A 17,409-nucleotide genomic window follows, 5' to 3' on the forward strand; every position below is an offset into this window, starting at 1 on the left:
ATGATTTGGGGCGAACAGCCCCCAAGGGCAGCGATGACGGATCTTACGCTCGGCTTCGGCCTCGACTTCGCGGATCTGTACGGGCGGGAGGGGCTGCTGCGGGTGGACCGCGCGTTCCTCGGCCACCTCGCCGAGGCCGACGCCGCCCTGGCCTCCCGTCTGGAGGCCGCCCGCACCGCACCGGACTCGCGGGAACCCAAGGCCGAAAGCGACCTGCTGATCGCCGTGGCCCCGCATGTCGAAGACTTCATCGGCCAGCTGTTCGGCATCCGCGCCGCGCTGGACGATCTGCGCGCCCGCCATCACGAACTGGCCCCGCTCTACGCCGCCAAACGCCTGTTCGTGCAGCGCCGCGCCGCCAAGGCGGTGAAGCCCGACGACGTGGCCGCGCTCGACGGCGCCGAGCTGGCCGCGCGGCTGGAGGATTGGCTTGGCGAACCGCTGACCGACATGGGTTTCGCCCGCCAGGTGCTCGCCTGGATGGATGCGGAGGCGGACCATGCCGAGCAGTTGGACACCGCCGCCCGCTACGCCGCCTGGGCGGTGTTCGCCGAGGCCGGCCGCGCCAGGCACGGCGCCGGCGTTCTGTTTCAGGTGCCGCACAAGACCGACCCGCTGCACCTCGTGCCGCTGGCGGTCGAGGAGGTGCACGGCGCCCCCATGGCCCGCGCGCCGGAGGAGCACTGCCACGCCCGCCAGGGCTTCCACCTCACCGACGCCGGCACCGACCTGAAGGGCGCGCTGGACGAGGCGAACTACTGCATCTGGTGCCACAACCAGGGCAAGGACAGCTGCTCCAAGGGCCTGCCCGACCGTAAGACCGGCGGCACCGCCAAGAGCGCGTTCGGCGTGACGCTGCACGGCTGCCCGCTCGATGAGAAGATCTCGGAGATGCACACCCTCAAGGCCGAGGGGGTGCCGATCGGCGCGCTGGCCGCGGTCGTGGTGGACAACCCCATGTGCGCCGCCACCGGGCACCGGATCTGCAACGACTGCATGAAAGCCTGCATCTATCAGAAGCAGGACCCCGTCGACATCCCGCAGGCCGAGACGCGCACGCTGAAGGACGTGCTGGAGCTGCCCTGGGGCTTCGAGATCTACAGCCTGCTCACCCGCTGGAACCCGCTCGACGTGCGCCGCCCGGTGATGAAGGCGGCCAGCGGCTACAAGGTGCTGGTGGTGGGCCTTGGCCCGGCCGGTTTCACGCTGGCGCACCACCTGATGAACGACGGGCACGCCGTGGTCGGCATCGACGGGTTGAAGATCGAGCCGCTGCCGGCCGATCTGTCCGGCGTTCTGCCCAGCGGCACGCGGGTGGGCTTCCGGCCGATCCGCGACGTGCACGACCTCTACGACCGGCTCGACGAGCGCGTCATGGCCGGCTTCGGCGGGGTGGCCGAGTACGGCATCACCGTGCGCTGGAACAAGAACTTCCTGAAGGTGATCCGCCTGCTGCTGGAGCGGCGGACCTGCATGACCATCATCGGCGGCGTGCGCTTCGGCGGCACGCTGACCATCGACGACGCGTTCGAGCAGGGCTTCGACCACATCGCGCTGTGCATGGGCGCCGGCAAGCCGACCGTCGTGCCCATGAAGAACGGCTTGGCGCGCGGCGTGCGGCAGGCGTCGGACTTCCTGATGGCCTTGCAGCTGACCGGGGCGGCGAAGACCGAGTCCATCGCCAACCTTCAGGTCCGCCTGCCCATCGTGGTGATCGGCGGCGGCCTGACCGCAATCGATACGGCTACGGAATCATTGGCCTACTACCCCGTCCAGGTCGAGAAGTTCCTCGCCCGCTACGAGACGCTGTCGGCCGAGCGCGGCGAAGCCATGGTGCGCGCCCGCTGGACCCCGGACGAGACGACGCTCGCCGACGAGTTCCTCACCCACGCCCGCGTCCTCCGCGAGGAGCGCGCCGCCGCCACCGCCGAGGCCCGCGCCCCACGGCTGAGCGAACTTCTGGAGTCCTGGGGCGGGGCGACCATCGCCTACCGACGCCGGCTGATCGACGCGCCGAGCTACACGCTGAACCACGAGGAGGTGGCGCACGGCCTCGCAGAGGGCATCCGCTTCCTGGAGTGCGTCACCCCGCGCGCCGTGGAGATGGACGAGACGGGAGCCGCCAAGGCCCTGCACCTCGCCCACGACCCGGTCGGCCCGGACGGCGTGGTCGCGCCGGCCGCGGTGGATATCACCATCCCCGCCCGCACCATCCTGATCGCCGCCGGCACCCAGCCCAACACCGTGCTGGCCCGCGAGGAGCCGGAGTGGGTGGAGATGGACGGCCGCACCTTCCGCGCCGTGGACGAGGACGGCACCCCGGTCAAGCCGGAGCGCACACCCAAGCCCGCCGCCGCGCACGTTCTGATGACCAGGGCGGCGGACGGGCGCTTCCTGTCCTTCTTCGGCGACCTGCACCCGTCCTTCTCCGGCAACGTGGTGAAGGCCATGGGCGGGGCGAAGCGCGGCTACCCGGTGGTCAGCCGCGTGCTGGAAAAGCGTTCCCCCACCGCGGTGGCGCCGGAGCGATTGGCCCAGATTCTCAACCACGATCTGCGCGCCAGCGTGCACGCCGTGCACCGCCTGACGCCCACCATCGTCGAAGTGGTGGTGAAGGCCCCTGCCGCCGCCCGTCGTTTCGAACCCGGACAGTTCTACCGCCTGCAAAATTTCGAGACGCTGTCTTATCGGGTGGGCAACACGACGCTGGCCATGGAGGGCTTGGCCCTGACCGGCGCCTGGGTGGACAAGGCGCGCGGCCTGTTGTCGATGATCGTGCTGGAGATGGGCGGCTCGTCCGACCTGTGCGCGACGCTGAAGACCGGCGATCCCGTCATCGTCATGGGCCCGACCGGCACGCCGACCGAGGTGGAGGCGGGCGAGACGGTCTGCCTCGTGGGCGGCGGCCTCGGCAACGCGGTCTTGTTCTCCATCGGACAGGCGGCGCGGGCCAAGGGCTGCCGGGTGGTCTACTTCGCCGGCTACAAGAAGCTGATCGACCGTTACAAGGTCGATCAGATCGAGGCGGCGGCCGACCGCGTCATCTGGTGCAGCGACGAGGCACCGGGCTTCGAGCCCACCCGCGCGCACGACAAGACCATCGTCGGCAACATCGTCGAGGCCATGCGCGCCTACGCCGCGGGTGAACTGGGCGAGGCGGACATCCCCCTGTCCGCGGTGGATCGCATCATCGCCATCGGCTCCGACCGCATGATGGCGGCGGTGGGCGCGGCGCGGCACGGCGTGCTGAAGCCCTATCTGAAGCCGGATCATATCGGCATCGGATCGATCAACTCCCCCATGCAGTGCATGATGAAGGAGATCTGCGCCCAGTGCCTGCAACGCCACCGCGATCCGGTGACGGGCGAGGAGAGCGTGGTGTTCTCCTGCTTCAACCAGGACCAGAACCTCGACCGCGTGGACTTCGCCAACCTCAACGACCGGCTGAGGCAGAACGCCGTGCAGGAAAAACTGACCGCCCAGTGGATCGACCGCTGCCTGCGCCAGATGGGGACGCGGCGGTAAACGGCGGCGGTTCTAGCTGGACCTGCGGCCGTCACACCGGTCAGTGCAGGCGGAATTCGGCGGCGACCAGCCGGACCTCGCCGGGCGTGACGATCCCCATGCTTGCCAGCGTGACCGAGTGCAGCGGGCCGTCCAGGTTGCGCTGCCAGTAGTCGAGGAACCGCTTCAGCACCGGGTACTCCGGCGCCAGATCGAGATCCTGCCAGATGAAGCTCTGCAACAGGGCGGGATGGTCGGGCATGTGGTAGAGGATTTCCGCCGTGGTCAGGCGGTAATCCCGGAGTTGGCGGGCCAGATCGGTCATGCGCGCACCTGCGTGGTGGTTGCGTCCGGCGGCGGCCCCTCTCGTCCCCGCCCGAAGGCGTGCCGCCTGACGAGTCAACGCGCAATCAGGAAAAACGGTTCCCAATCAACAGGTTAGCAGCAACCCTCAGCGATTGCTGCCAGCTTTTTGCGCAAATCTCCGAACGACCCTCTTGAATCGCGGCGGCGCTTCGATTAGCTGTCTGGCACTCACCGGGCGAGAGTGCTAACAACGCCCGAAACCCAAATTCCTTTGAGCCTTTCATGGAGGCACGCACATGAAGTTCCGTCCGCTGCACGACCGCGTCGTCGTCAAGCGCATCGAGTCCGACACCAAGACCAAGGGCGGCATCATCATCCCCGACACGGCGAAGGAAAAGCCGCAAGAGGGTCAGGTGATCGCGGTCGGCCCCGGCGCTCGTGACGAGGCCGGCAAGGTTGTCGCGCTCGACGTGAAGGCCAATGACCGCGTCCTGTTCGGCAAGTGGTCGGGCACCGAGGTGAAGATCGACGGCGAGGATTTCCTGATCATGAAGGAATCCGACATCATGGGCGTTATCGAGGCCTGAGGCTTCACGTCCATTCCCGTCCTTATCCCTACGATCTGAATTCAGAGGAATCGAGCCTATGGCTGCCAAGGAAGTCAAGTTCTCCGCCTCCGCCCGCGAGAAGATGCTGCGCGGCGTGGACATCCTGGCCGACGCTGTGAAGGTCACGCTGGGTCCGAAGGGCCGCAACGTCGTCATCGAGAAGTCGTTCGGCGCTCCCCGCATCACCAAGGACGGCGTCACCGTCGCCAAGGAGATCGAGCTCGCCGACAAGTTCGAGAACATGGGCGCGCAGATGGTGCGTGAGGTCGCGTCGAAGACGAACGACCTGGCCGGCGACGGCACCACCACCGCGACCGTTCTGGCCCAGGCCATCGTCCGCGAGGGCGTGAAGTCGGTGGCCGCCGGCCTGAACCCGATGGACCTGAAGCGCGGCATCGACCTCGCGGTCGAGACCGTCGTGAACGACATCAAGAGCCGCGCCAAGAAGGTCACGACCAACGAGGAAATCGCCCAGGTCGGCACCATCTCCGCCAACGGCGAGACCGAGATCGGTCAGAAGATCGCCGAAGCCATGGGCAAGGTCGGCAACGAGGGCGTCATCACGGTCGAGGAGTCCAAGAGCCTCGAGACCGAGCTGGACGTCGTCGAGGGCATGCAGTTCGACCGCGGCTACCTGTCGCCGTACTTCATCACCAACGCCGACAAGATGACCTGCGAGCTGGACAGCCCGTACATCCTGCTGCACGAGAAGAAGCTGTCGGGCCTCCAGGCTCTGCTGCCGGTTCTCGAGTCGGTCGTGCAGTCGTCGCGCCCGCTGCTGATCATCGCCGAGGACGTCGAGGGCGAGGCCCTGGCGACCCTGGTCGTGAACAAGCTGCGTGGTGGCCTGAAGGTCGCCGCCGTGAAGGCGCCGGGCTTCGGTGACCGCCGCAAGGCCATGCTGGAAGACATCGCCATCCTGACCGGCGGTCAGGTGATCTCCGAGGATCTCGGCATCAAGCTCGAGAACGTGACCATCGACATGCTCGGCACCGCCAAGCGCGTCCAGATCACCAAGGAGAACACCACGATCGTCGATGGCGCCGGCGAGAAGGCCGACATCGAGGCCCGCACCGGCCAGATCCGCGCCCAGATCGAAGAGACCACCTCCGACTACGACCGCGAGAAGCTCCAGGAGCGTCTGGCGAAGCTGGCCGGCGGCGTCGCCGTCCTGCGCGTCGGCGGTGCGACCGAGGTCGAGGTGAAGGAGCGCAAGGACCGCGTTGACGACGCCATGCACGCCACCCGCGCCGCGGTGGAAGAGGGCATCGTCGCCGGCGGCGGCACCGCGCTGCTGTACGCCACCAAGGCCCTGGACGCCCTGAAGCCGACCAATGACGAGCAGCGCGTCGGCATCGAGATCGTTCGCCGCGCCCTGCAGGCCCCGGTCCGTCAGATCGCCTACAACGCGGGCACCGACGGCTCGATCGTGGTCGGCAAGCTGCTGGACCAGAAGGACAGCAACTTCGGCTACGATGCGCAGAAGGGCGAGTTCTGCGATCTGGTGAAGGCGGGCATCATCGACCCGGTGAAGGTGGTTCGCACCGCCCTGCAGGACGCGGCCTCGGTCGCCGGCCTGCTGATCACCACCGAGGCGATGGTCGCCGAGAAGCCTGAGAAGAAGGCCCCGCCGGCCGGCATGCCGGGCGGCATGGGCGGCATGGACGACATGGGCTTCTAAGCTCACGTCATCCGACGACGTTGTAAGGGAAGGGGCGCCTCCGATTGGGGGCGCCCCTTTTTCTTTGGGGACAACAGGGTTCACACGGAATTTAGCTCTCCACACCCGGAACTCAGTTGTTCCCCGCCCGCAGGATCTCCCCCCGCGACTCATCCGTCAGCAGGTACAGCGCCCCATCCGGCCCCTGGACCACGTCGCGGATGCGCTTGCCCAACTCCTTGAACAACCGCTCCTCGCGCACCACCCGCGTGCCGTCCAGTTCCAGGCGCACGGCGCAGGTGCACACCAGCCCGCCGCTGAACAGATTACCCTTCCAGCCCGGCACCGCATCGGCGGTGTAGAAGGTCAGCCCCGACGCGGCGATCACCGGAGTCCAATAATAGATGGGATCCTCCATCCCCGGCGCCTTCTGCTGGCCGGTTCCCACCGGCGTGCCGTCGTAATTGACGCCGTAGGACACCACCGGCCAGCCGTAGTTCTTCCCCGGCTGCGGGATGTTGATCTCGTCGCCACCGCGCGGGCCGTGCTCGCTGGTCCACAGCGCTCCGGTCACCGGGTGCAGCGCGGCCCCCTGCGAATTGCGGTGCCCATAGGACCAGATCTCCGGCAACGCGTCCTGGCGGCCGACGAACGGGTTGTCCGGCGGCACCGAGCCGTCCGGGCGGATGCGCACCACCTTGCCCAGATGCGTGGTCAGATCCTGCGCGTGGACGCGGAACTGCGGCTCCGAGCGTTCGCCCAGCGTAACGAACAGGTTTCCCGCCCGGTCGAACACCAGCCGCGAGCCGAAGTGCAGCCGGCTCTGCACCTTGGGCTTCTGCGAGAAGATCACCCGCACATTGACCAGCGCCCGCGCATCGTCGCTGAGCGTGCCGCGCGCCACGGCGGTGGAGTTGCCGCCCTCCCCCGGCTCGGCGAAGCTGAGATAGACGAGCCGGTTGCGCGTGAAATCGGGGTCCAGCGCCACGTCGAGCAACCCACCCTGCCCCCGCGCGTCCACCTTCGGCACGCCGGCCAGCGGTTCGGACACCGCGCCCGCAGCCGAGACCAGCCGCAACCGACCCGGCCGCTCGGTCACCAGCATCCCGCCGCCGGGCAGGAACACCAGCCCCCAGGGATGTTCCAGCCCGCCGGCGACGGTGGTCACGCGGAGCGTCGCCTTTTCCGTCTTGAAGACCTGATCGACGGCGCCGGCCTCGCCCACGCCCGTCAAAGCCAGGATCATCGCGGCCACGGCGGCGGTGCGCATGGAGTCCTCCCCTGTTCGCTATCCCAAGCGGAAGGTAGGCCGCACCGCGCGGCGCGCAAGCCGCTTTCCCGTACCGGAGAGGGGCACCCGGCACGGGAGACGGCCGCGGAGGATCAGACAATGAAGAGGTCGCCGCTGCCGCCGGTCTGGCCGCGCTTGAGCAACTCGTCGGCCGGGTTCGCCAGATCGGTGATCGCCCCCGCCAACACCTCATGCAGGGCCGTCATGGCCTCGTGCGCGGCGGTGCGCTCGGTGTCGCCGCCTCCCGACAGCAGCGCGTGCAGGGCGGTGTCGGCGGTTTTGGCCGCCGTCAGCTGGTCGGCGTCGAGGGACAGGAAGCCGTCGTCGATCAGCAGGTTCAGATCGTCCGACTGATCCTGCAACGCCGCCAGACCGGTGGTGGACAGCTTGACGAAGTCGTTCTTCAGCACGCTGCACACCGCGTCGGCGGCGCTGGCGACGCTGGTGCGCTCGGCCGTCGAGACCACGCCGTCGGCGTAGACCGTTTCGATGGTCGCCAGCGCGCCGGTCAGCAGGGTCTTAGCCGCGTCCGTCAGCTGGTCCCCCTGGGCATCCAGGAATTCCTGCAACCGGGTTTCCGACTGGCCGAGCAGCGTCTTGGAGTCGGCGTTGGCGTTGGTCAGCGTGCGGTCGCCGTTCTGGGACACCTGCCGCAAGTCGCGCGCCAGGGCGGAGAGCGGCTTCTCCTGGTCCGGGGCCAGTTCGGTGCCGTTGGCGGCGATCACCTCGGCCAGATGGTCGGCGGCCTTTTGCAGCCGGGTCACGTCGGCCGCGTCGGCGGTGACGCCGCCGGCCGTGATCACCTCATCCAGCCACGTGACCATCGCGGTGTCGCGCTGGGTGGGATCGGGCTGCGTCTGGGGGGCGAGTCCTGGGTCTGCCCCGTCTGCTGGGTTCCGGTGATCTGCTGAGTACCCGTCTGCTGGCCACCGGTAAACCGCCCGCCGTTTTGCGGGCCGGACTGGAAGCCGTTCTGCTGGGTGGTCTGTGGGCGCATGGGCATCGGTCGTCTCCTCTCGTCGGTTTGTGGGATGTTTTCCCACATCGCCACTTCAGAGTGCGTGTGATAATTTCCCACGTCAATCGCTTTTCGCTTCCCCGCCGCCGCCGATGCGATATTCTGTGGGCAAGCTTCCCACGGCTGAACCGCACCCCATGCCCGACGACCGCCTCCCAGCGCCCGACGACACCCCCGGCCCGCCGCCCGCGGTGCTGGGCGCGGTGCGCCGCGTGCTGCGGCCGCTGGTGCGGGTGCTGATCCACTACGGGATCACCTTCCCGACGCTGGCGACGCTGCTGAAGGGCGTGTACGTGGACGTGGCGGAGCGCGACTGCGCACTGCCCGGCCGGCCGATGACCGACAGCCGCGTCACCCTGCTGACCGGCGTGCACCGCAAGGACGTCAGCCGCCTGCGCGACCAGCCCGCCCCGGCGCAGGAGGCGGTCGCCGCGTCGCCGTCGCTGGCCGCGCAGGTGGTGGCGCGCTGGCTGGGCGACTCGGCGTTCCGCGCGCCGGACGGCGCACCGCTGCCGCTGCCGCGCGCCGGAGCCGAACCGTCGTTCGAGGCACTGGTCGCCGGCATCAGCAAGGACATCCGCCCGCGCGCCCTGCTGGACGAACTGCTGCGCGCCGAACTGGTGCGCGAGCGCGATGACGGGCTGCTGGATCTGGCGGCCAGCGCGCATCTGCCGCATGGCGACCTGAACAAGCTTGCGCATTATTACGGCCGCAACCTCGCCGACCACGCGGCGGCGGCGGGGCACAATCTGATGGGCGGCACGCCGCCCTTCCTGGAGCGCGCCATGTTCCACGACGGCCTGTCGCTCCGCTCCATCGAGGAGCTGCGGACCGAGGCCGAGCGGCTGGGCATGGAGCTGCTGGTGCACCTCAACCGCCGTGCGAACGAGCTGAGCGCCCACGACGCCTTCTCCGCGGCCCCCAAACAGCGCTTCACCGCCGGGCTCTACACCTACAGCGCGCCGGACGACCCAACGCCGGAGGACAAACCGTGAGCCGCCGGCGGCTGATCGGCCTGCTGGCCGGCGCGCTGTTGGCGGCGTGCGGCGCCGACGTGACGAACCGCACCGCCGACCGTGGCATCGGCGGCACGGGGATTCGCAGCGCCGACCGCGGCATCGGCGGCACCGGCATCCGAACCGCCGACCGCGGCATCGGCGGAACCGGCATCGTCGGCACCGTCACCGCCTTCGGCAGCATCTGGGTCAACGGCCTGGAGGTAGCGCTGCCCCCCTCGGCCGCCGTCCGCATCGAGGGTCACCCGGTCCCGGCCAGCGCCGTGCAGCTCGGCCACGTGGTGGCGGTGACCGCCGGCCCGGCGGACGCCGGAATGGACTTTTCCGCGGCGACGGTCGAGGTGCGCTACGCCGTCGCCGGCCCGGTCGAGACGGCGCGCGACGGTGTGTTGACCGTGCTCGGCCAGCGCGTCGAGTCCGGCGGCGCCCTGCTGGCGGTGGAGCCGCGGCCGGGTGTCTGGGTGGCGGTGTCGGGCCTGCGCCGCCCGGACGGCAGCATCGCCGCCGGCCGCATCGAGCCCTGGGACGCGGCGCGCGGCTGGCTGCTGCGCGGCAGTGCCGGCCCGTCCGCGCCGGGCACGCTGGCGCTGCCCGGCCTCACCGCGCGGCTGGCGCCGGGCGTCGCGGCGCCGGAGCCCGGCCAATCCGTGCGCGCCGCCGGTCGCTTGGGCTCCGACGGGGTGTTCGCGACGGAGGCCGCGCCCGACCCGCTGAACCCCTTCGGCGCCGCGATCCGCGCCCTGTCGGTGGAGGTTTTCGTCGACACGGCCGGTCGCCCGGTGGCGGGCGGAGCCGCGCTGGCGGCGCCCATTGCCAAGAGCGGCCGCATCGTTGTGGAGGGCGCGGTGGACAGCCTCGGCGTCCTGAGCCCCGGCCGTTCGGCCTCGGCGCCGGGCATCGGCACGACCGCCGCCCCTGGCCTGGGCGGCCCGCCGGGCGCCGGCCGAGCCGCCGCTCCTGCAACCGGTCCCGCGTTGGGTCCCGCGCCGGGTGCCGCCGCGCCGGGCGCCGCACCCGGTGCCGCGTTGGGTGCCGCGTCGGGTGCCGGCCGTCCCGGCGGCATGGGCGGTATGGGCGGTGCCGGACGTGGCGGACCGGGCGGCGGTGGGCGCGGGCGCTGAGCGCAGCTTCAAAGGCTCCGCCGCCTCCACTATCCTGGCGCAGCATCTTGGCAAGGGAGGATTGTATGGCGGACGATGGCCTGACGGTGCGGGTGGCCGAACCTGGCGAGGTGGCGCTGATCGTCGAATGGGCCGCCGAGGAGGGCTGGAACCCCGGCCCCGCCGACGCCGCCTGCTTTCGCGCCGCGGACCCGCAGGGGTTCTTCATCGGCATCGCCGATGGCGCCCCGGTGTCCGCCGTGTCGGTGGTGAACTACGGCGACGCGTTCGCTTTCCTCGGCCTGTACATCGTCCGGCCCGACCGGCGCGGGCGCGGCCACGGGATCGCCACGTGGCGGGCCGGTCTGGCGCACGCCGGTGGGCGCGCGGTCGGGCTCGACGGCGTGGTCGCCCAGCAGGACAATTACCGCAAATCCGGCTTCACCCTGGCGCACCGCAACGTGCGCTACGGCGGCCCCGTCGCCGTCCCGCAGCGCGTCGCCCCCACCGTCGTCCCCGCCGCGTCCGTGCCGTTCGCCGCCCTGGCGGCCTACGACGCCGCGTGCTTCCCGGCCGAGCGCCCGGAGTTCCTGCGCGCCTGGACGACCGCCCCCGGCCACCACGCGCTGGCGCTGGTGCGCGACGGCCGGCTGGCCGGCTGGGGGGTCGTCCGCCCCTGCCGCGAGGGCGGCAAGATCGGCCCGCTGTTCGCCGACGACCGCGCGGCGGCCGAGACTCTGTTCGACGCGCTGGCGGCGGCGGTGGGCGGCGGCCTGCTGTTCCTCGACGTGCCGGAGCCCAACGCCGCCGCCGTCGCCCTGGCCGAATCCCGCGGCCTGCGCCCGGTATTCGAGACCGCCCGCATGTACACCGCCCCGGTGCGCCCGGTGGCGGCGGAGCGGGTGTTCGGAATCACGACCTTCGAGTTGGGGTAGGGCTTCCGCCCTACGCCGCCCGCCCGCCGATGCGGCCGAGCATGCCACGCAGCGCGGCGGCCGTCCGCTCCTCCACCTCGTGGAAGCGGACGTGCAGGCGGTTGGCGCTGGTCGAGCAGACCTCGAACCGCACGTCCAGGCCGTATTCGGGCACCAGCAGCGTCGCCTTGTGGCCCTCGGCCAGACCCTGGAACCCGACCAGCGTGGCGCCGCCCTCGGAGAAGTCGCTGATCTTGCCGCGCTGCTCGCCGCTCGGCCCGCGGACCGTGCAGGACACGTCGCAGCGGTACCGCGTCGACATGCGGCGGTCGGTCTCCTTGGTCGAGGTGCGGACAATGCGCACCAGCACCTGGCGCAGCGTCTGGATGCCGTCCGCCACCTCGTCGGAGGTGGAGTGCACGCCGGACGCCTGCCCACGCGTCTCCTCGGCGTCGCGCGACACCGACGAGATCAGCGACGCAACCTCCTGCGCGGCGGCGCTGGTTTCGGCCACGTTGCGGCTGATTTCCTGGGTGGCGGCGGCCTGCTCCTCCATGGCGGCGGCGATGGAGGCGGAGATGTGGTCGATGTCGGCGATGGTGCGGCCGATGCCCGAAACCGCGGCCACGGCGTTCTTCGTGGCGCTCTGGATCTCGGCGATCTGCCGGGTGATCTCCTCGGTCGAGCGCGCGGTCTGGTTGGCGAGGTTCTTCACCTCGCCGGCAACGACTGCAAACCCCTTGCCAGCCTCGCCCGCACGGGCGGCCTCGATGGTGGCGTTCAGCGCCAGCAGGTTGGTCTGCGCCGCGATGTCCTGAATGAGGCCCGCCACCTCGCCGATGCGGCCGACCGCCTCGGACAGCGACACGATGGTCTGCTCCGACTGCCGGCTGTCGTCCACCGCCGTCTTGGTGACGGAGCCGGCGTGCGCGACTTGGCTGGTGATCTCGCGGATGGAGGCCGCCAGCTCCTCGGTGGCCGCGGCCACCGCCTGGGCGTTGGCCAGCGCCTCCTCGGCCGCCGCGGCGACGCCCTGCGAGTTGTTGGAGACACGGTCGGCGGTGCCGGCCATGACGTCGGCGCCCTGGGCCATCGTCTTGGTGCGGACGGCGACCTGCTCGACGGCGGCGCCGGCTTCCTTTTCGACGGTGTTCGCCATGTCCATCAGCGCCCGGCGCCGGTCCTCGGCGGCCTGCCGCTCGCGCTCGGCGCGCTCCTGGATCGAATAGGCGATGGTCGCCTTCATGGTGCGCAGCAGCGCGCCCAGACGGCGGAATTCCGGGGTCGCCTCGGTTTCCACCTCGTGCATCAGCTCGCCGCGGGCCACCGCGTCCAGATGATCTTCGAAGCGCCGCAACGGGCTGCGCACGGTCGCCAGCACCAGCGCGGCGAGGCCGCCGGCCAGCGCCAGCGCGCCACCCGCCGTCAGCGCCGCCATCAGCGTGTCGGTCTGCGTCGAGGCGCCGGCCACCGCCAGCAGCACGCCCATCAGCGCGAACGCCCCGGCGGTGCGCCCGACGACGCTGGCGCGGGTGTCGGCGAAGCGCGCCCACAGCCCACTCGACACCACGACACCTTCACGAACGGTGAGGTTGCCGGCGCGGCCGGTGCGGAACAGCTCATAAACGTGTTCCGCCGCGGCGATCTGCGCGCGCGACGGCTTGGAGCGGATGGAGATGTAGCCGGTGATCTGGCCGTTCTCGATGGCCGGGGTGACGTTGGCGCGCACCCAGTAATGGTCGCCGGACTTGGTGCGGTTCTTGACCAGACCTTCCCACGGGCGCCCGGCCTTGATGGTGTTCCACAAATCGGCGAAGGCCCCCGCGGGCATGTGCGGGTGGCGCAGGATGTTGTGCGGAGCGCCGATCAGCTCATCTTCCGAGAAGCCGCTGATGTCGACGAACGCCTTGTTGACGAAGGTGATCTTCCCCTTAGGGTCGGTCCGCGACACGATCAGGTCGCCCTCGGCGAGCTCCACTTCCCGGTTGGTGACGGGGCCGTTGTCGCGCACGCTTCATCTCCATTGCCAACGCACAAACCGGATGGTGATACCATCTATGTATTAACGGATATACAAAGTAACTTGAGACAAATTGGCGCGGTTTCGAACGCACGCGCCCGCCTTGACAACCCGCCGCCGCGTTGCCCTTGATGAGGGAATCGGGGAGCGAGCGCATGTCCGACAAATCGGCCGCCTGGATGCGTCAATCCGCGCACGATCTGGAACACGCGCGCGCCGCGCTGGCCGCGGGCGACTGCGATTGGGCGTGCCGGGCCGCGGGCGAGGCGGCCGAGGGAGCCATCAAGGCGGTGCTGCTGGCGCACGGCGGCAAGGTGCTGGGCTCGCAGAACCTGCTGCTCCTGTTGGGCCGCGTGCGGGACGAGGCGGGCGTGGCGGTGTCCGACGACCTTGTCGAGGACGCGCGCGACCTCATGCAGGTGCTGGGCATTCTCAGCGGCCAGTGCACCTACAGCGGTGTGGCGCCGTTCGAGCTGATCTCCCGCGCCCAAGCCGAGGGTGCCATCGCCGCGGCGGACCGCATCCGGGCGCACCTCGCCCCTTGATTGGGCGCCCCCAAGTCCAAGCTCCAATGTCGGGTATTGATGCAATTTTCCTGAATTTGAAAAAATCTTCGAATGAAGTTACCGTGGCCGATAATCCAAGAAATTATTCGATTGCGCCGTGTACAATTTTCACATATCCGTCGATCATCCTAAACGCTTGTAAGGTTTTTCAAGATGCGCATGCTTATGATTGCCGCCGTCGCCGCCTTCACTGCCGTCTCGGCTCCGTCGATTGCTTTCGCCGATGACTTCGAGGCTCTGTGCGTCGGCTCGGTCAGCACCCCGGAGACCGTCAAGTCCTGCAAGTGCGCGTCGGGCAAGCTGACCGGCGCCGACCGCACCGCCGCCATGGAAGCCATGAAGGCCGTGAACGCCGCCATGACCAGCGGCAAGGCGGAAGAAGCCGCCGCCGCCACCAGCAAGCACGCCAAGGGCGTGGAGATCATGATGACGGCGCAGGCGACCTGCATGTAATACGGTTCATCCCGTATTGCTTGTCTTCAGGCGGGGCTGTCCATTGGACGGCCCCGTTTTGTTTGTGGCGCCGGCTTGAGCCGGTGCCGCATCATTCACAATCATCGAAGCAGCCGCGGACAGGAGTTCCCATGGGCATGAGCAGCGGGCACGGCATCGGCGCCGCCCTGATCAGGACGGCATGCGCCGGGGCCGTGCTGGCCGTGACATTGGCCGGCACCGTGGCGTCGGCGCGGGCCGACGACGGGCTCCAGCGCATGCTCGACCGCTTCCTGCGGGACGAGGAACTGGACGGCGGCATCCTGCTCGTCTCCGGGCCGGAAGGGCGGCAGGTCGTGGTGTCCGGCATCGCCAACCGCAAGGGCGGCGTCCCGGTCGGCGAGGACACGCGCTTCTACGTCGCCTCGGCCGGCAAGATGACGACGGCGGTCGCCGTGCTCCAGCAGGTCGAGGAGGGGCGCCTGTCGCTCGACCGGCCGGTGCGCGAGATGGTGGGGGACCTGCCGCTCGGCCGTCTGGCGAACGCGAACCGGGCGCGGCTGGTCAATTTGCTCGAACACACCTCCGGCATCCCGGACTACATCACCGACGACTACGATGCGGCCGAGCAGGCCCGCCCCAATCTGTCCCGCGACGCGGCGACGCTGCTGGCCTACGCCCACGGCGAGGCGGCGACCGGCCCGGTCGGCAACCACTACGCCTATTCGAACAGCAATTTCGTCCTGCTCGGCCACATCGCCGGGCTGGCGGACGGCGCCCCCTTCGGGCAGGTGCTGGAACGCCGCGTGCTGAACCGCGCCGGCATGACCGCGACGACGGTGGGCGCCGACCCGCGCGACCGCACGCTCGCCCACGGCTATACCAGTGACGAGGGCGACGTCAGCCGCCGGTCCTGGGCCGCTACCACCGGCGACGGCCCGCTGGTCACCACGGCGGGCGACCTTGAGCGCTTCCTGTTCGCGCTGTTCCGCGACGGCCGCCTGCTCGGCCCGGCGATGCTGGAGCGCATGCAGACGCGCGCGACGGTCGAGGACGGCGAAGGGCTTGGGCTGTCGGTGTGGGACGACCGCTGGGGCCGCGGCGTCGGGCACACCGGCCTGTACGACGGGTTCGAGGCGGACGTCCGCTACTACCCCGACCGGCAGACGGCGCTGATCTTCCTGACCAACGGCAACCAGTCGTCCGACGACACCTTCCTCGACTCGGTCGCGGCGGCGGTGTTCTCCGGGCGTGGGTCCAAGGGCGGCCTGTCCAAGGCCGGGGCATTCGGCAAGTTCTGACGCCCATTGTGGATCCGGCGGGGTGTGCTACACGGTGCACAGCATCTCATTCCGTCTCATCCGGGGTTGCCGATGACCACGCTTCAGACCGACGTTGCGGTGATCGGCGCCGGCCCGGCCGGGCTGATGGCGGCCGAAACGATGGCCGCAACCGGCCTTTCCGTCGCCGTGTTCGAGCACATGCCGACGCCGGCCCGCAAGCTGCTGCTGGCCGGGCGCGGCGGGCTGAACCTGACGCACTCCGAACCGCTGGAGAGCTTCGTCGGCCGTTACGGCGACCGCGCCGCGTTCTTCGCCGGGTGCCTCGCCGACTTCGCGCCGGCCGATTTGCGGGCCTGGGCCGCGGGGTTGGGCGTCGAGACGTTCGTCGGCTCCAGCGGGCGGGTGTTCCCCACCGGCATGAAAGCCTCGACGCTGGTGCGCGCGTGGCTGCGCCGGCTCGGCGGGCTGGGGGTGACGCTGCACGCCCGGCACCGCTGGCTCGGCTGGGGCGAGGACGGCGCGCTCCGCTTCACGCGCGCCGATGGCGAGGCGGTGTCCGTCACCGCGCGGGCGGTGGTGCTGGCGCTGGGCGGGGCGAGCTGGCCGCGCACCGGCTCGGACGGGGCGTGGACGGAGATTCTGGCGGCGCGCGGGGTGGATGTGGCGCCGCTGCGGCCCTCCAACATGGGCTTCGAGGTGCCGTGGTCGGAGCATCTGCGCACCCGCCACGCCGGCGAGCCGGTCAAGAGCGTCACCCTGTCCTTCGGCGAGCGCCGGCTGAAGGGCGAGTTCGTCATCACCGAGACCGGCATCGAAGGCGGCGCCGTCTACGCGCTGAGCGCCCCGGTGCGCGACGCCATCGAGCGCGACGGCTGGGCAACCCTGACCCTCGACCTGATGCCCGACCGCCGCGAGGATGAGCTTCGCAAGCGCCTGCGCGAACGGGGTGCGGAGTCGCTGTCGACCTTCCTGAAGAAGGCGCTGAACCTGACCGGCGTGCGCGCCACCCTGCTGCGCGAGTTCACGCCCGTCGCCGACCTGTCCGACCCGGCGGCGCTGGCTCGTCACATCAAGGGCCTGGCGATCCCGCTGACCGGCGTGCGGCCCATCGAGCGGGCGATTTCCTCGGCCGGCGGCGTGCGGTTCGACGCGGTGGACGGCCGGCTGATGCTGACCCGCCTGCCGGGGGTCTTCGTGGCCGGCGAGATGCTGGACTGGGAAGCGCCGACCGGCGGCTACCTGCTCCAGGGCTGCTTCGCCACGGGGGTGCGGGCCGGCAAGGGGGTGGTGGCGTATGTGGGCGCCGCCGCCTAATCCAACTCTTCCGCCAGCGAGCGCGTGTTCCGCACCAGGATGCGCAGCAGCGCGCGGATGAACGGGTCGGCCTTGTCCAGCTTGTCGCGGAAGGCCGCGGGCGGGATCACCAGACACACGGTGTCCTCGGCGGCGATGGCGTCGGCCATGCGCGGGCTGTTGTCGATCAGCGCCATCTCGCCGAAGATCCCGCCGGGCAGCACGGTGCCGAGCTGCCGGCGGTTCACCCCCTTGCCGCGGAAGATCTCCACCTTGCCGGACTGCACCACATAGGCGCAGCCGGGCGGGTCGCCCTCGCGGATGATGAACGAACCGTCCTCGAAACGGCGGGGCGGGAACGCCTTCGGTTCGAAGGCCGGCGGCGACGGCATGGCCCT

The 17,409-nt window shown here is 70.1% G+C and carries 15 protein-coding genes; 10 read left to right on the forward strand and 5 right to left on the reverse strand.

What is annotated here, in order from left to right; genetic code table 11:
- Positions 1 to 33 precede the first annotated feature (33 nt).
- Positions 34 to 3,525 (forward strand): FAD-dependent oxidoreductase, encoded by a 3,492-nt coding sequence (locus tag ACSVDD_RS16310; RefSeq protein ID WP_448190425.1) that lies wholly within the window; start codon positions 34 to 36, stop codon positions 3,523 to 3,525.
- A 40-nt stretch (positions 3,526 to 3,565) separates the two neighbouring features.
- Here the strand turns inward: ACSVDD_RS16310 and ACSVDD_RS16315 are convergent, their stop codons facing one another.
- The gene (locus tag ACSVDD_RS16315) at positions 3,566 to 3,829 is read right to left on the reverse strand and encodes an usg protein (protein WP_448190426.1); all 264 of its coding nucleotides are present in this window, start codon (positions 3,827 to 3,829) and stop codon (positions 3,566 to 3,568) included.
- 277 nt (positions 3,830 to 4,106) lie between these two features.
- Between ACSVDD_RS16315 and groES the strand changes: the two genes are divergently transcribed.
- Entirely contained in the window at positions 4,107 to 4,397 is a 291-nt protein-coding gene (groES, locus tag ACSVDD_RS16320) for a co-chaperone GroES (RefSeq protein ID WP_448190427.1), read from the forward strand.
- A gap of 58 nt (positions 4,398 to 4,455) precedes the next feature.
- Entirely contained in the window at positions 4,456 to 6,099 is a 1,644-nt protein-coding gene (gene groL / locus ACSVDD_RS16325) for a chaperonin GroEL (RefSeq protein ID WP_448190428.1), read from the forward strand.
- A gap of 112 nt (positions 6,100 to 6,211) precedes the next feature.
- Here the strand turns inward: groL and ACSVDD_RS16330 are convergent, their stop codons facing one another.
- Positions 6,212 to 7,348, reverse strand: a complete 1,137-nt coding sequence (locus ACSVDD_RS16330) for a PQQ-dependent sugar dehydrogenase (RefSeq protein ID WP_448190429.1) — start codon at positions 7,346 to 7,348, stop codon at positions 6,212 to 6,214.
- A gap of 113 nt (positions 7,349 to 7,461) precedes the next feature.
- Entirely contained in the window at positions 7,462 to 8,193 is a 732-nt protein-coding gene (locus tag ACSVDD_RS16335; protein ID WP_448190430.1) for a hypothetical protein, read from the reverse strand.
- Positions 8,194 to 8,524: 331 nt separating this feature from the next.
- Between ACSVDD_RS16335 and ACSVDD_RS16340 the strand changes: the two genes are divergently transcribed.
- The 3 genes from ACSVDD_RS16340 (at position 8,525) to ACSVDD_RS16350 (ending at position 11,438) form a co-directional block, all read left to right on the forward strand.
- Complete coding sequence (locus ACSVDD_RS16340) at positions 8,525 to 9,382, forward strand: DUF6502 family protein (protein ID WP_448190431.1); 858 nt, start codon at positions 8,525 to 8,527, stop codon at positions 9,380 to 9,382.
- Positions 9,379 to 10,524: a DUF5666 domain-containing protein gene (locus tag ACSVDD_RS16345; RefSeq protein ID WP_448190432.1), complete on the forward strand. Its 1,146-nt coding sequence runs from the start codon at positions 9,379 to 9,381 to the stop codon at positions 10,522 to 10,524. The genes ACSVDD_RS16340 and ACSVDD_RS16345 overlap by 4 nt, the downstream gene beginning before the upstream one ends.
- Before the next feature lie 65 nt (positions 10,525 to 10,589).
- Entirely contained in the window at positions 10,590 to 11,438 is an 849-nt protein-coding gene (locus tag ACSVDD_RS16350) for a GNAT family N-acetyltransferase (protein WP_448190433.1), read from the forward strand.
- Positions 11,439 to 11,448: 10 nt separating this feature from the next.
- Here the strand turns inward: ACSVDD_RS16350 and ACSVDD_RS16355 are convergent, their stop codons facing one another.
- A complete protein-coding gene (locus ACSVDD_RS16355; protein ID WP_448190434.1) occupies positions 11,449 to 13,428 on the reverse strand; it encodes a methyl-accepting chemotaxis protein in 1,980 nt (659 codons plus the stop codon).
- Between the two features lie 164 nt (positions 13,429 to 13,592).
- Between ACSVDD_RS16355 and ACSVDD_RS16360 the strand changes: the two genes are divergently transcribed.
- From ACSVDD_RS16360 to ACSVDD_RS16375, 4 genes are all read left to right on the forward strand, one after another.
- Positions 13,593 to 13,982, forward strand: a complete 390-nt coding sequence (locus ACSVDD_RS16360) for a HEPN domain-containing protein (RefSeq protein WP_448190435.1) — start codon at positions 13,593 to 13,595, stop codon at positions 13,980 to 13,982.
- 174 nt (positions 13,983 to 14,156) lie between these two features.
- Complete coding sequence (locus ACSVDD_RS16365) at positions 14,157 to 14,456, forward strand: hypothetical protein (RefSeq protein ID WP_448190436.1); 300 nt, start codon at positions 14,157 to 14,159, stop codon at positions 14,454 to 14,456.
- A gap of 131 nt (positions 14,457 to 14,587) precedes the next feature.
- Positions 14,588 to 15,736, forward strand: a complete 1,149-nt coding sequence (locus ACSVDD_RS16370; RefSeq protein WP_448190437.1) for a serine hydrolase domain-containing protein — start codon at positions 14,588 to 14,590, stop codon at positions 15,734 to 15,736.
- A 72-nt stretch (positions 15,737 to 15,808) separates the two neighbouring features.
- Complete coding sequence (locus ACSVDD_RS16375) at positions 15,809 to 17,032, forward strand: BaiN/RdsA family NAD(P)/FAD-dependent oxidoreductase (RefSeq protein ID WP_448190438.1); 1,224 nt, start codon at positions 15,809 to 15,811, stop codon at positions 17,030 to 17,032.
- On the opposite strand, the gene ACSVDD_RS16380 is transcribed toward ACSVDD_RS16375, so the two are convergent.
- On the reverse strand, positions 17,029 to 17,403 hold the full coding sequence (locus tag ACSVDD_RS16380) for a cyclic nucleotide-binding domain-containing protein (RefSeq protein WP_448190439.1): 375 nt from the start codon (positions 17,401 to 17,403) through the stop codon (positions 17,029 to 17,031). The genes ACSVDD_RS16375 and ACSVDD_RS16380 overlap by 4 nt on opposite strands.
- Positions 17,404 to 17,409 lie beyond the last annotated feature (6 nt).

Source organism: Azospirillum terrae (assembly GCF_053470425.1).

Coding starts and splice junctions, on each gene's coding strand:
- ACSVDD_RS16380 (WP_448190439.1), bottom strand. CDS start 17,403: ATGCCGTCGCCGCCGGCCTTCGAACCGAAGGCGTTCCCGCCCCGCCGT.
- ACSVDD_RS16370 (WP_448190437.1), top strand. CDS start 14,588: ATGGGCATGAGCAGCGGGCACGGCATCGGCGCCGCCCTGATCAGGACG.
- ACSVDD_RS16375 (WP_448190438.1), top strand. CDS start 15,809: ATGACCACGCTTCAGACCGACGTTGCGGTGATCGGCGCCGGCCCGGCC.
- ACSVDD_RS16340 (WP_448190431.1), top strand. CDS start 8,525: ATGCCCGACGACCGCCTCCCAGCGCCCGACGACACCCCCGGCCCGCCG.
- ACSVDD_RS16335 (WP_448190430.1), bottom strand. CDS start 8,193: ATGGTCACGTGGCTGGATGAGGTGATCACGGCCGGCGGCGTCACCGCC.
- ACSVDD_RS16360 (WP_448190435.1), top strand. CDS start 13,593: ATGTCCGACAAATCGGCCGCCTGGATGCGTCAATCCGCGCACGATCTG.
- ACSVDD_RS16310 (WP_448190425.1), top strand. CDS start 34: ATGACGGATCTTACGCTCGGCTTCGGCCTCGACTTCGCGGATCTGTAC.
- ACSVDD_RS16365 (WP_448190436.1), top strand. CDS start 14,157: ATGCGCATGCTTATGATTGCCGCCGTCGCCGCCTTCACTGCCGTCTCG.
- ACSVDD_RS16350 (WP_448190433.1), top strand. CDS start 10,590: ATGGCGGACGATGGCCTGACGGTGCGGGTGGCCGAACCTGGCGAGGTG.
- ACSVDD_RS16330 (WP_448190429.1), bottom strand. CDS start 7,348: ATGCGCACCGCCGCCGTGGCCGCGATGATCCTGGCTTTGACGGGCGTG.
- groES (WP_448190427.1), top strand. CDS start 4,107: ATGAAGTTCCGTCCGCTGCACGACCGCGTCGTCGTCAAGCGCATCGAG.
- ACSVDD_RS16315 (WP_448190426.1), bottom strand. CDS start 3,829: ATGACCGATCTGGCCCGCCAACTCCGGGATTACCGCCTGACCACGGCG.
- groL (WP_448190428.1), top strand. CDS start 4,456: ATGGCTGCCAAGGAAGTCAAGTTCTCCGCCTCCGCCCGCGAGAAGATG.